This is a genomic window from Paraburkholderia sp. BR10954 (assembly GCF_040965775.1).
In the GTDB taxonomy this organism is placed as follows: Bacteria; Pseudomonadota; Gammaproteobacteria; order Burkholderiales; family Burkholderiaceae; genus Paraburkholderia; species Paraburkholderia youngii.
Genome location: NZ_JBFRCK010000009.1, coordinates 44,548 through 56,984, shown reverse-complemented (window position 1 = coordinate 56,984; position 12,437 = coordinate 44,548). Strand labels below are relative to the sequence as shown.

Sequence of the window (12,437 nt, the reverse complement as noted above, 5' to 3'; positions counted from 1 at the left end):
TACGCGCCGTTCAGGTGTCGAGGCCGAGCAGCCCCAGCACTTCGCGGCGCAACCTGACGAGATCGGGGTCGTCGCGATGGCGCGGATACGGCGCGTCGTTGTGCACTTGCGAGACGATGCGCGCCGGGCGTTCGCTCAGCACGATCACCCGGTTCGCGACAAACAGCGCTTCTTCGACGTCGTGCGTGACGAGCAGTATCGAAAAGTTTTCGGCCTGCCAGAGACGTACCAACTCGGACTGCATCCGGATGCGCGTCAACGAGTCGAGCTTGCCGAACGGTTCGTCGAGCACGAGAAGTTGCGGATCGTTGACGAGAGCGCGCGCCAGCGCCGCGCGCTGCGCCATCCCTCCCGAGAGCTGATGCGGAAAGGCTTTCGCGAACGCCGACAGGCCCACGAGTTCGAGCGCGGCGTCGATACGCTTTGCCGCGTCGCGCTGCGCACGCTGAGCCTGCGGACCGAGCGCCACGTTGTCGCGCACCGTGCGCCACGGAAACAGCGTCGGGTCCTGGAACACGACCACACGCGACGGATCGGGTCCTGTGACGGTTTCACCGTCCGCATGAATGACGCCTTGCGCGGGTGCATCGAGACCCGCCACGAGCCGCAGCAAGGTGGACTTCCCGCAACCGCTCGGTCCGAGCAGCGCGACAAATTCGCCGGGTTCGATTGTCAGACTGATGTCGTCGAGCACGGGCAGCGCTTCACCGCGCAGCGCAAACCGATGTGTGACGTTGCGCACGTCGATGCGCGCGCCGTGCTTCGCGTGAGACGTGTGAGACAAAGAAGCGGCTACCATTTCAGCATTCCTTTTTGCCAGATGAGCAATCGGTCACGAACGCGGAACAGCAAGGTGATCAGGCCGGAACACATCAACGCCATCACCAGCAGCGCGGCGTACATGTTCGGATAGGCGGCCCAGCCCTGCGCCCATTGCAGATACCAGCCGAGCCCCGCTTTCACGCCCATCATTTCCGCGACGATCAACACCGCGAACGAGGCACCAAGTCCCATGAACAGCCCGACGAAAACAGACGGCAACGCAGCGGGAATCGCGACACGCAGGATCAGAAACGAAGGCTTCGCGCCGAGCGTGCGCGCCACGTCGTAGAACGCGGAATTGACGCTCGCGACGCCCGACCACGTGAGCACCGCAACGGGAAACGCCGTCGCCAGCGCGATCAGGAACACGCTCGCGCTGAAACTCGACGGAAAGAAGAAGAACGCAAGCGGCAACCAGGCAGCAGCCGGCAGCGGACCGATCAGCCGCAGCACAGGATGCAGCCAGTAGCCGACTGCCTTCGACCAGCCGATGCTCACGCCGATCACGAAGCCCGTCAGCGCGCCCAGCACGTAGCCATATGCGAGCAATTCGAACGAATGTGCGACGCTCGCGGCGAGGCGTGGGAGGTCGTCGGCATAAACGGCGATCAACGCTTGAGGCGGCGCAAAGAATGGCCGCGGCAGCAATTCCAGTTGCGCGGTGACGACTTCCCATGCGGTCAATCCGATGGATAGCGCGAGCAGCCACGGCGCACCGTTGAGCCATGCTTCGACGCGCGCGCTTCGGGTGTTGCTCGTACGCCAACCCGCGATGCCTACGGCAAGCGACAATGCCGCCAACAGCAGCTTGAGAATCGACAGCTCGCGTGTATAAGGCCAGTCGTCAAGCGCGGGCCACCATCGTGTGACGGCCGCGCCGCCGAGCCAGCCGAGCGCGGCCACCAACGCGACCAGGCGTTTGCCGTGCTCGCGTCCGTCGCGCTTGCCCTCTTCTGCGACACCAGCAAGCTCAAGCGTTTGTGTTTGCGTGGACATGTCATCGTGCTCCGTCGATCAATCCAGGTTCATGCGCTGGCAAGATGCGTCTCCGAGATCGCGCGCACGTCGATGCGGCGCGGCAGGATCGCATCCTGATGCGCACGATCCGCTACTTTTTGCAGTGCTGCGATATCGGCGTCGGTGACGAAATGCTGCTTGAGCGACGCGCGTTGCGTGATCTGCCTGGCGGCATCGAGCGGCGTGCGTGTCAGCGTCGCGTAGATTTGCGCGTAGGCGTCGGGATTCGCGAGCGCCCAGTCGCCCGCACGTTGATAGCGAACGAGCACGTCAGCGATAGCGGCATGCTTGCGCGGATCAGCCAGCGATGCGCCCGAAGCGGTGATAAAGCCCAATCCGCTATTGATGCCCGAGCCGTCGCGCAGGATGCGGCCGCCACGTTGCACAGCGATGCCGTAGTACGGATCAAAGGTCGCCCACACTTCGATCGCGCCGGATGCGAAGGCCGCAAATGCATCCACGGGCAGGATGAAGCGCACCGTCACGTCGTCTTTCGTGAGTCCGGCTTCCGCGAGTGCACCGTATAGCTGAAACTGCGAAATGCTGCCGCGTGCCGACGAAACGAACACCGTGCGGCCTTTCAGATCCGCGATGGTGCGGATGGTCGATTTCGGTGCCACCAGAATGCCGAGTTGAGCGCCCGAACCGATGCGCGTCGCCACGATCTTCAGCGTCGGGTCGCCGACGGCGGCCGCCAGCACTGGCAGATCGCCCGCTGGCGCGAGATCGACGGAGCCCGCGCGCTGCGCTTCGAACAACGGCGCGGCGCCCTGGAAGTTGGCCCATCGGAACGCGTAGGGCGCACCGTCGAGTACCTTCGCCGCTTCGACGAGCGCGCGCGTGCCGCCCGCCTGATCGCCGAGCACGATGGTTACATCGTCTGCCGCACGGGCGTTACGTGCGCCTGTCAACGCACTTGCCATTGCAAGCGGCGCGGCGGCAAGCGAACGCAGCACACGCCGGCGCGAGTGCACCGACGTTGATAAAGACGTTGGAACAGAGGCGGTCATAAGTCCTCGCTGTGCATATTACGCACAGCGTAACGACGACTGTCCGCCTTGAGAATTATTCAATTTCGATATGTTTATATCGACTCAATATTTATCGTTTGCATTTTCTCGGGGGTATGCGGGCACGGTGGAAATCAATCGACGTTCACCGTCTACCGACTGCGCGTCCCGGTCGGACTGTGGCCTTCGACCGGTCGGCAGATTGACGATCAGCGCGCCGATGGGCCTTGGTGAACTGCGTCTGAACACTCCAACGCCTTGGCGAACGCACTTCGGCCACGCCTCGCCGGTTCGGGCAGCTGGAGCTTCGTCCTTGCATCCGGCAGGCGCAGCTTCGCGCTCTCCAAGACACTCCGTAGTGTCGGACATGGCAGAGAAGCGTTCGCGGAGCGGCAACCGGCCCGCTCCTGAAAGCGGATGGAAGCCACTCATCAGACGGGGTTCTCGTCGCCGCGTCGCCCGAGCGAAACGGCCCGTATAGCAGCTTAACTGCACTCGGAAGACGTTGTAACACGCAAAGTTGACCGGCGCCCCAGCCAACGTCCGTCTGGCAGTCAGAGTGACTGAAGGCCCGATTCGCTGTCGAATGGGCTCGCGCCGTAGAAGCATCATTTTTTTCCATCGGCATGCGTGCTACATTCGGTTACCGACAAGCGCTCGCTGTGCCATAAGGCGCACACGAACCGTAGCGCACTCGCGCGATCGTTTTTTCCCTCAATCGACCAATGGAAAGGGGCATCCCACGAGGTGTCCCATCGGCAAAGGAAGACAGCAATGAGCGCGATTCCCGAACCCCACGCCCTCGAACCGCAAGGTTCGTTAAAAAGAAGCATAACGTGGACGGGCGCATTCTGGGTGGCAAGCGGCGCATCGGCGCTGGTCCTTTTCTCAATCGGCTCGATTGCCGCCACGGTCGGCAAGCTCTCGTGGGCGGTCTGGATGATCTCGATAGGTCTCGGCTTTATCCAGTCGTTTTCCTATGCGGAGATTGCGGGGCTGTTCCCGCACAAGTCTGGTGGTGCCTCGGTCTACGGTGCAATCGCATGGGTGCGCTACGCAAAACTGCTCGCACCGCTATCTGTGTGGTGCAGCTGGTTCGGATGGTCGCCGGTGATTGCGATTGGATCCGGACTTGGGGCAGGCTATGTCCTGACAATCATGTTCCCGCCGGAAGCCGCAATCAATACCTGGCAGATCACACTCGTCAATCTCGACTGGTTGAGAAGCGGATTGAGCCTCCGGATCAACGCGACATTCATACTAGGTGCGGCGATTCTGCTTGTCACCTTTGCGATGCAGAATCGCGGCATCCTGCGCACGGCGCGCATCCAGATGACGCTCGGCGTCCTTGCGCTTATACCGCTGATCATCGTTGGCACCGTGCCCCTTCTGCATGCTGATCTGCCGCTTCACAACCTTTTGCCGCTCCTTCCGTTCGCGCGAGACGCGAGCGGACAGATCGTAGATGGCACATGGGGACGCGCCGGGATCACCCTGATGGCGGGTGGACTTTTCATCGCCGGCTATTCGACCTATGCATTCGAAACAGCCATCTGCTATACGCGCGAATTCCGTGATCCGAAGGTCGATACGTTTAAGGCCAATCTCTATTCGGGCCTGCTGTGCATCTTCGTATTCACGGTGTTGCCTCTGTCCTTTCAGGGTGTGCTCGGGCTGGGCCACCTGGTCACCCCTGAAGTCAAGGACGCAGCCGGGCACGTCGTGACACCGGCCGTCTATAGCGGCATGCTGGCCCCCGACATCTATAGCGGTCTGGGCATCGCGAAGGCAATGGCACCGATGATCCACGGTGGCCCGCTTGTAGAACGCGTGCTCGCGGTCATGCTGGTGCTGGCGCTCGTGCAGGCCATCATGACAGCGATGGCGGGGTCCTCCAGGACGCTCTATCAGGCTTCGCGGGAAGGCTGGCTGCCGAAATACCTCTCATACGTCAATCAAGACGGTGCTCCGACCCGGGCGATGTGGACAGACCTGTGCTTCAACCTGATCCTCCTCTTGATGTCGGACTATGTATTCGTGCTGGCCATGTCCAACGTTGGCTATATCATCTTCATTTTTTTGAATCTGAACGCTGCCTGGATTCACCGGCGCGACCGCCCGGACTGGCACCGGCCGTTCCGCGCTCCTAACTGGCTGCTGGCGCTCGGAACGTTATTCTCATTCGTCAATCTCGGACTGCTCGGCATGGGGTCGAACATCTGGGGCTCGGGGACGCTCATTTCGGGCCTCGCTTTCGCCGCAATAATCATTCCCGTTTTTCTTTATCGCCATTACATCACTGATAAAGGGATTTTTCCCGAAACGATGATGGAGGACATGCATCGGACAGAAGAAGGCAATTCGAGCAGGCGTGCGGGACTCCTGCCCTATTGGACGATCATCGCGGGGGTCCTCGTGGTCGCTATCACGCGCAGTCTCGCGGTCTAATGACGATATACACGTTCAAGACACTGTCCCACTCAAACTGTCAACGTTGCGGCTGGTTGGTTCGAACGCGCCGCAGCGTTCAGCGTATTCAGCATCAACATCGCGATGGTCATCGGGCCAACCCCGCCCGGCACCGGTGTAATTGCGGTGGTGAGCGGCAACACGTTGTCGTAGTCGATGTCGCCGACGAGGCCGGATTCGCCATTGGTTCTCGTGACCCGGTTAATACCTACGTCAATTGCGACCGCTCCCTCCTTTATCCAGTCCGCTTTCACGAGCTTCGGGATACCGACCGCGGCAACGACGATGTCAGCCTGACGGCAAATGTTCTGCGGCTCGACCGTACGACTGTGGACGATGGTGACCGTGCAATCGTTGTGCATCAACAAGTTCGCCATCGGCTTGCCGACGATGTTGGAGCGCCCTATCACGACCGCATGCTTGCCGCGCAGACCATCGCCTAGCACCTGCTTTAGCAAATGCAGGCAACCAAGTGGCGTGCAAGGAACAATGGCTTGTTCGATGTCTCCCGTTCCCAAGCGACCCGCATTTGAATAATGAAATCCATCGACGTCCTTGTTTGGGGCAATCGCCTCGATAACAGCATTGGGATTGATTTGCGGTGGAAGGGGGAGCTGCACCAGGATGCCGTGAATCTCGGGATCCTGATTGAGGTCCCGTATGAGCGCGAGCAGTTCGACCTCCCTGGTGGCCTCGGGTAGATCGTACTGACGGGACAGAAATCCGCATTCTTCGGCACGGCGTTTTTTGTTCCGCACGTAGACGCTGCTTGCCGGGTCTCTTCCCACGAGAACCACGGCCAGACCGGGCCGTAGCTTTTCGGCCTGCACTTTCGCCTTGACTGACTCGACGACATTCGAGGCCGCGGCTACGCCATCGATGATGTGAGGCTGTTCAATAGAAGACGCTCGGTTGCTGTTCATTGGCCGGTTTCCGTGTCCGTGGATGAAGAAACATCATCGTTGCGCTGTCACGCGAATCAATGAGAAATGGCAGAGACCAACAGTAGCGAAGCACACCCAAAGCGTCAACGCCAATCACCTTTTTTTCTCGTCAGGGAACACGTGTACACCCGAAGGGGTATCGCCTCGAATTGCCGCTCACTCGCACAAGCGCTGCCGTCTCCCAGACAGACAGGTCGAAAGCCTGCCCCACCACGACCTTAGGAATATTTTTCCCGTCCGCACAATTCGCCTCACCATCACGCGCATCGGCCGCGAACTCCGTCGAGCGGTACGAAACGCGAGTACCTCCAAAAAGGTAGGTGTAGTCACCCTTGAACGGGCTACCCCTTGCCCGTTGTTGACAAGGCCACCCGGACACACAGATATTGTCACGAAACTCTGTTGACCCCACAGAACCAGGAAGATAGCCCGATCAGTGATCTTTGCCGGAGTCTCCGGCGTAACCCCAGGAAGGAGTGGACGACATGGAACACGCAATCCGTAAGCGTATTGATCGAATGTTTTCCCGCGACAAGCGTATGGCGCAAATCGCTCTCCTCCTGTTGTGGGCGACCGTGGGGTATGTGTACTTTGCCGTCACCTCCCAGACTGCCGACGCGGCGGTTCGGCTCGCACTGTCGATCGGCGCAGGTGCCGTACTGGTGTTCAATTCCGCGTCGATCATCGCGATGATTCGCCACTACAGGGAAGACAAAGATCACATCTACGGCCTCGACATCCGTCACCTGGACGCAAACCGCGCTGCCAAGGCGGAGTTGGCGGGACGCGGCGATGGATCGTTTAGTCCTGCCGCCGACTAGGACTGCCTTTTTCACTTTTGTCTGCGCACGGCCGTGTCACACAGTTGCCCTGGCCGGCAACTGTGACGAACGGTATTTGCCTGCGTGCGCAATCCACAATACCGCCTGAAGAGGAGAATCATCATGGCAGCCGATTACGTACCTCCCGTGCAGAAAGGATTCGGACAGCTTATCGATAGCATCTTTCTGCTCGTTCTCGTGTACTGCAGCCTTCTCGCGCCCCTGTTGCTGAAGGCCCCCGACCAGGCTCCTGCAACGCAGGCTGAGAGCAAGCAGGTAACGTGGCGCGATTTGGGGCAAAACCCCACTATGGAAGGGCAATGGCGCAAGCTGGGTTTCGACGTGCAACAAGCGAAGCCGATCATTACCCAACGTTTCGACTATCAGATTGAACCCGTCTCGCTGATTGCGACGGCGCTCGTCATCGTCGGGTACTTCGTGTTCGTGCTGCGCGTATCCGACAAGCAATACCGTCAGGTGATCGCGGAAAAATTTGGGAGGTGATGTCATGAATCTTTGGCAATGGTCGAGCAATGCCGCATGGGGCCTGTCCGTTCTCATCTTCGCTTGGATTCTCGTCGACGCATTCAGGGTTAGCCGTGAATACGACGATGACTTCCTGATGAGTTCCACGGAAGGGAACGAATAGCTACACAGTGTTGGCATAAACCACAGGGAGCCACTCATGAGTGACGCAGCAGGAGTAGCACAGACAGGCGAGCGCATCGCTTTGCTGAAGGTGTTGGGCCCAATTCACGTGTGGGCGCTTGGCGTCGGCATCGTGCTGGTCGGCGAGTTCATGGGTTGGAACTTTTCGGTCGCGAAAGGCGGCGCATACGGATCGCTGATTGCATGCTGGATCATCGGTCTGCTCTACACATGCGTCGCGATGATCGACTCGGAAGTGACTTCGACTGTCGCGGCAGCGGGCGGGCAATATACCCAGGCCAAACACATCATCGGGCCGCTGATGGCGTTCAACGTCGGGCTCTATCTGGTGATGGCTTACACGATGCTCGAGGCTGCGGACGCGCTCGTGGTGGGCGATCTGGTCAAAGCAGTCGCCACGGATTCGGGCTACGCGAATTTCGATTCACGGCCATTTACACTCGTCACGATCGCCTGTCTCGCCTTGCTCAATTACAGGGGCGTGTTCGTCACGCTCACGGTCAACTTCGTCATCACGGCCATTGCGTTCCTCGCGATCGTCATGCTGTTCCTTGGCGTCGCCCCCTGGCATCCGGGACAAACACTCCTTCATCACGAGTTACTGACCCAGTTGCCGTATGGATGGCTCGGGGTCGTCGCAGCCCTGCAATTTGGCATGTGGTATTACCTCGGCATCGAAGGCACTTGCCAGGCTGCCGAGGAGGTTCGCTCCGCAGGCCGCTCGATTCCGCTCGGGACGATGTCGGGCATGATCACGCTGCTCGTCGCAGCTGCCATGACATGGTATGTCGCCACGGGCCTCATGCCCTGGGAGTATCTCGGCCAGGCGGTCACGCCCCTCTACGACGCAGCGCGGCTTACCGGCAGCAAGTCGTTGCAGGTACTGTTGTTCGTCGGGACACTATTCTCGGCCGTTGCGTCGGCGAATGGCTGTATCAACGATGCCTCGCGTGCATGGTTTTCCATGTCGAGAGACCGCTATATGCCGATGTGGTTCGGCGCCGTTCACCCCCGTTACCGCACGCCATACCGCGCGATCATTTTTCTCGTGCCGATCGCCATCTCCTTCGCGTTCACGGGCCTGCTCGACCAGGTGATCACATTCTCGATTCTTTCCGGCCTGCTCGGCTATACATTCATGTCGATCAACATCGTCAGGTTCCGTCGGAAATGGCCGCTCGGAATCATCAATCGCGGCTACATTCACCCGTTCCATCCGATTCCGTCGATCGTGCTGGCCATACTCTGCTCCGCGACGTACTTCGCGACCTATCTCGGGTACGGCACTTCTCTGCTGTCGATCATGGCCTTCTATATCACGGCGTCGATCTGGTTTGCGCTGCATCGCTATAAATACGTCAAGCGCGGCGAGCAGTTCACGATGGACTGGCCGCGTCCAAAGGACTATTGATCGACATTCTCCTTGCCAAAGCCGACGTGAACCCACGTGGAGCGGCCGATATGCACTCAACGGGTATTGCCCTTGCGTTTCTGTTCGTGATCGTGCTCGCACTGATGTACCTGCGTAACAGCAAGGTACTACGAGCGGAGCGAGGCAGGCTGTTCGACGCATGCCTCGCGCTGTTCGAGCAGCATCGCCTGACCCAGGACGGTGTCTCCTGGCCCGTGCTGTCGGGGTCCTACGATGGATACGAGGTCCATGTCGCTCCCCTCGTCGACGATGCTGCTTTCCGCAAGGTGCCCTCGCTTTGGCTGCTCGTCACGGTGAAGCGCAAATTGCCGATAAAGGGAGCGGTAGACCTCCTCGCCCGCGCGCAGAACACCGAGTTCTACTCCCCTGCCGACAGCTTGCCATTACGCCTCGTGCCCCCCGAGGAGTGGCCCAGCCAGACGACGATCAAAGCCGACAAACCCGCCACCGAGTTACCCCTTTCCGTACTGGACCCTCACGTTAGGCAATTCTTCGCGGATCCGCGTGCGAAGGAGATGCTCGTCACGCCACATGGCGTGCGGATCGTCTATCAGGCGCAAGGTGCGGACCGCAGTGAGTATCTCGTACTGCGTCGGGCCGTGTTTCGCGAAGCGAGGCTTTCCACAACGCTCGTTGAATCGCTGCTCGACCAGGCCGTGCAAGTGTGTGCAGATGTAATCAGAGGAGGTGTTTATGGACAAACCTGAATCGTCGCGTGCGCGGCGTCCCGTGCATCCTTATCTAGTGCTGGTAGCGGGAGCCCTTCTGCCAGGAGCCGGTCAGGTGATCAACCGGATGCCCACGCGTGCCTTGATCATGATGTTCTTCATGCTGTCGCTAGGGTTCGTGACAGTGCAGCTTGCAGCACCCGGTCGGTCTTTCATTGGGCGAAATGCCGGGGGGATTTTCGTCTATGCAATTTCAGTGATGGACGCCTACTTCATCGCACGGTACAGGTGGGAAGCGTTTCGCGTGCGCGCCGTCGGGTAACCCGCGCCCGTGTCTTCCCAACCACCTTTCACTCCCCCTTGCTGCGCTCACTCGCCCCTTCCCAACCTGAAGCGGACAGTGCGCGGTCGAGGATCTTTCTGGTGTCGGCCACGCCCGCCTCGATCCAACTGCACCCAATCTGCGTTGGAACCTTGAATTCGTGGCCTTCTACCTTGACGGGATCATCAAGGAGTTTCTGCAGGCTGTTCCGTAGCTCCTCCAGCGCCGCATCGGGGTCTGCCAACCCCCGTTCGGCGAGGTGTTGCGCACCGCCACAGTGGGCAAGTGCTTCTGCGCTGAAGTCGACCAGCAACACCGCGAATACGTGAGAATCCAGCAACGCAGCGCAGTTCAGTTGGCCCTGAATCGCTTCGAGCCTCCTGCCGATGGCGATCAGCACGCGATCGGCGTAATCCTGACCAAAGCGCGTCGCAACACGCTCCAGTTCTCCAACATTGATCGCGAAGATTGCACACGGCAGTGGGCTTCGCGACGACAGAGCCAGGGAAAACTCCAGGCGGCCGAGAAATAGCGGCAGACTCATGAGGCCAGTGGAATTCTCAAAAGTCTGGCTGCGCCGGGCGTCTTCTTCGATCATCTGCCTGCGCGCCACTTCCACGATGAATCCCTCCAGCCCCATCAGTTCGTCCCGGGCGGAATAGACACCGCATCCCTGATCCCAAACCCATTTGGTTTGCCCAGCGCGGTCGACAATCCGGTAAGTCAGCTCATAGGGCTTTCGCGCCACGATCTGCGTCTGCACCTCGTTCCAGACGAATTCGCGATCATCGGGGTGGATCAGCGAACGGAAGGTCAGGCGGCTTTCATCGATCAGCTCGAAAGCCTCATAGCCAGTCAGTTCGAAGCAGCCTTCACTCACGAAAGCCATCGACCTGTCACGATTATTCTGCCCCCGATAAATCATCGCGCGCAAATTGGACAACAGGGTGCGCAGGCTGCGTCGGCTGGCGCGCAAAGCTTCTTCGTGGCGTTCGCGGTTCGAGACGTCGATCGCAAGTCCGACGGCACCGACGAGCGCGCCTTCGTGATCGGACACTGCATGACAACGCAGTTCCACCTGCGCCATCGTGTTGTCGGCACGAATGAGTCGCGCTTCCCCGACCATTTCGCTCATGTGTCCGCCGAGCAGCGCTTTGAGCCGGGCATTCAGGGTTTCTGCGTCCTCTGGATGAAAGAAGCCCGAAAATGGTCGCGGCTCCGGGTCGTTCCCGACGGCACGGACCAGGCTGCGCCACGCTGGATTCGAGAAGATCAGACGCAACTCGCGATCCACACGAAAGAGCGCCTGGGGCAACTGGAGCACGGCATCCTGGCAATGTTGAAGAATTTGCAGCTCGCTGCGCTGAGCGTCCGTACTCGTGTAGGGCGCCGGAAATTGCAGCAGCGTCATACGCGAGTCGCGCGCACTCAGTGCCGTCACGGGTTGCAAACGGAAACTGCCGTCGCCGTAGGCGATCCGCAGCGACGCAGAGGTGCGCTCGCCCCCGTCGCGCGACTGCGTGAGCAGCGCCGTCAAATCCAACAAGGACTGCGGATGAACGAGGTTGCTGAACGGCATCCCGACGATTTCATCCGCGTACGGTTCCCAACGCGCGTACTTGAGGAAAGCGCTATTGACGAACACGAGCGCATCGTTGTCGAGTAACGCGGCGGGCATCGAAAGATTCGCAGCAAATGCGCGCAGATCAGGCAACTTGACTGCGCGTGCAACGCGTGGCGCCGTGCGGCGGGCACTGTAGGCCATCGCCAGCAGAAATGCGGCAAGGCATCCCGCCAGTACAATCGCGACGTACAATAAACCACTATTACCGGGACCGTAGCCAAGCCGGGGCAGCACTAGCGCGGCGACCGCACCAAGAAGTATCGTGGCGAACAGATAAACCGACATGACATTTTCGCTCGGAAAAACACGATTACAGCTCGCGACCGGTTCGGTGCGCGTTATTACTTCATTCACCCATGAATACTGCCCGGTCTGAGGCCTCTTACCACTATCCGCTCTTTGCGAAGGTCTGCTCGCTGCTCGCCTGCATCGTCGGCTTGATCGCGCTGCTCTATGTGAGTGGATATATGCAGGCCAAAGGAAACGAAGGATTCCGGCAGACCCTCTCTTCTCTCGACGAAGTCGCGCGCCTGCGAACAGCCGCCGCGAAACCACAGCCAGGCCCGCCAGGAAAGGCTCAAGCGCTAACTGAGCAGGCCGATTGGCTCGTCAGCAACGATACGCTACTGAACGACTGGA

At 59.8% G+C, this 12,437-nt stretch carries 11 protein-coding genes; 6 read left to right on the top strand and 5 right to left on the bottom strand.

Going from position 1 to position 12,437, the window contains the following annotated elements; all coding sequences use genetic code 11:
- Positions 1 to 10 precede the first annotated feature (10 nt).
- Genes AB4Y34_RS15415 through AB4Y34_RS15405 form a run of 3 tightly spaced genes read right to left on the bottom strand, consistent with a single transcriptional unit; the run spans position 11 to position 2,849 of the window.
- Complete coding sequence (locus tag AB4Y34_RS15415; protein WP_368716503.1) at positions 11 to 799, bottom strand: ABC transporter ATP-binding protein; 789 nt, start codon at positions 797 to 799, stop codon at positions 11 to 13.
- Complete coding sequence (locus AB4Y34_RS15410) at positions 793 to 1,818, bottom strand: ABC transporter permease (RefSeq protein WP_176383671.1); 1,026 nt, start codon at positions 1,816 to 1,818, stop codon at positions 793 to 795. Before AB4Y34_RS15410 ends, AB4Y34_RS15415 begins: the two co-directional genes overlap by 7 nt.
- Positions 1,819 to 1,847: 29 nt before the next feature.
- Positions 1,848 to 2,849 carry an ABC transporter substrate-binding protein gene (locus AB4Y34_RS15405; RefSeq protein WP_176383673.1) on the bottom strand — a complete coding sequence of 334 codons (1,002 nt, stop codon included), beginning with the start codon at positions 2,847 to 2,849 and terminating at the stop codon, positions 1,848 to 1,850.
- Positions 2,850 to 3,623: 774 nt separating this feature from the next.
- Here AB4Y34_RS15405 and AB4Y34_RS15400 point away from each other — a divergent pair.
- The gene (locus tag AB4Y34_RS15400) at positions 3,624 to 5,297 is read left to right on the top strand and encodes an APC family permease (protein WP_176383675.1); all 1,674 of its coding nucleotides are present in this window, start codon (positions 3,624 to 3,626) and stop codon (positions 5,295 to 5,297) included.
- Positions 5,298 to 5,329: 32 nt separating this feature from the next.
- On the opposite strand, the gene AB4Y34_RS15395 is transcribed toward AB4Y34_RS15400, so the two are convergent.
- Positions 5,330 to 6,241 carry a bifunctional 5,10-methylenetetrahydrofolate dehydrogenase/5,10-methenyltetrahydrofolate cyclohydrolase gene (locus AB4Y34_RS15395; protein WP_176383677.1) on the bottom strand — a complete coding sequence of 304 codons (912 nt, stop codon included), beginning with the start codon at positions 6,239 to 6,241 and terminating at the stop codon, positions 5,330 to 5,332.
- Between the two features lie 506 nt (positions 6,242 to 6,747).
- On the opposite strand from AB4Y34_RS15395, the gene AB4Y34_RS15390 reads away from it, so the two are divergent.
- The 5 genes from AB4Y34_RS15390 to AB4Y34_RS15370 all read left to right on the top strand — a co-directional run bounded on the left by AB4Y34_RS15390 (position 6,748) and on the right by AB4Y34_RS15370 (position 10,174).
- Positions 6,748 to 7,083, top strand: coding sequence for a hypothetical protein (locus tag AB4Y34_RS15390; protein WP_176368176.1), 336 nt, complete (start codon positions 6,748 to 6,750; stop codon positions 7,081 to 7,083).
- 123 nt (positions 7,084 to 7,206) lie between these two features.
- Positions 7,207 to 7,587, top strand: coding sequence for a hypothetical protein (locus tag AB4Y34_RS15385; RefSeq protein ID WP_176383680.1), 381 nt, complete (start codon positions 7,207 to 7,209; stop codon positions 7,585 to 7,587).
- Positions 7,588 to 7,768: 181 nt separating this feature from the next.
- Positions 7,769 to 9,163 carry an APC family permease gene (locus AB4Y34_RS15380; protein WP_176125227.1) on the top strand — a complete coding sequence of 465 codons (1,395 nt, stop codon included), beginning with the start codon at positions 7,769 to 7,771 and terminating at the stop codon, positions 9,161 to 9,163.
- Positions 9,160 to 9,891: a hypothetical protein gene (locus AB4Y34_RS15375; protein WP_368716502.1), complete on the top strand. Its 732-nt coding sequence runs from the start codon at positions 9,160 to 9,162 to the stop codon at positions 9,889 to 9,891. Before AB4Y34_RS15380 ends, AB4Y34_RS15375 begins: the two co-directional genes overlap by 4 nt.
- Positions 9,878 to 10,174, top strand: coding sequence for a hypothetical protein (locus AB4Y34_RS15370; RefSeq protein WP_176125228.1), 297 nt, complete (start codon positions 9,878 to 9,880; stop codon positions 10,172 to 10,174). Before AB4Y34_RS15375 ends, AB4Y34_RS15370 begins: the two co-directional genes overlap by 14 nt.
- Before the next feature lie 28 nt (positions 10,175 to 10,202).
- Here the strand turns inward: AB4Y34_RS15370 and AB4Y34_RS15365 are convergent, their stop codons facing one another.
- A complete protein-coding gene (locus tag AB4Y34_RS15365) occupies positions 10,203 to 12,083 on the bottom strand; it encodes a PAS domain-containing protein (protein WP_368716501.1) in 1,881 nt (626 codons plus the stop codon).
- Positions 12,084 to 12,437 lie beyond the last annotated feature (354 nt).

Bases quoted from the DNA above. Each gene is read 5' to 3' on its own strand.
- AB4Y34_RS15415 (WP_368716503.1), bottom strand. From the start codon at position 799: ATGGTAGCCGCTTCTTTGTCTCACACGTCTCACGCGAAGCACGGCGCG.
- AB4Y34_RS15410 (WP_176383671.1), bottom strand. From the start codon at position 1,818: ATGTCCACGCAAACACAAACGCTTGAGCTTGCTGGTGTCGCAGAAGAG.
- AB4Y34_RS15405 (WP_176383673.1), bottom strand. From the start codon at position 2,849: ATGACCGCCTCTGTTCCAACGTCTTTATCAACGTCGGTGCACTCGCGC.
- AB4Y34_RS15400 (WP_176383675.1), top strand. From the start codon at position 3,624: ATGAGCGCGATTCCCGAACCCCACGCCCTCGAACCGCAAGGTTCGTTA.
- AB4Y34_RS15395 (WP_176383677.1), bottom strand. From the start codon at position 6,241: ATGAACAGCAACCGAGCGTCTTCTATTGAACAGCCTCACATCATCGAT.
- AB4Y34_RS15390 (WP_176368176.1), top strand. From the start codon at position 6,748: ATGGAACACGCAATCCGTAAGCGTATTGATCGAATGTTTTCCCGCGAC.
- AB4Y34_RS15385 (WP_176383680.1), top strand. From the start codon at position 7,207: ATGGCAGCCGATTACGTACCTCCCGTGCAGAAAGGATTCGGACAGCTT.
- AB4Y34_RS15380 (WP_176125227.1), top strand. From the start codon at position 7,769: ATGAGTGACGCAGCAGGAGTAGCACAGACAGGCGAGCGCATCGCTTTG.
- AB4Y34_RS15370 (WP_176125228.1), top strand. From the start codon at position 9,878: ATGGACAAACCTGAATCGTCGCGTGCGCGGCGTCCCGTGCATCCTTAT.
- AB4Y34_RS15365 (WP_368716501.1), bottom strand. From the start codon at position 12,083: ATGTCGGTTTATCTGTTCGCCACGATACTTCTTGGTGCGGTCGCCGCG.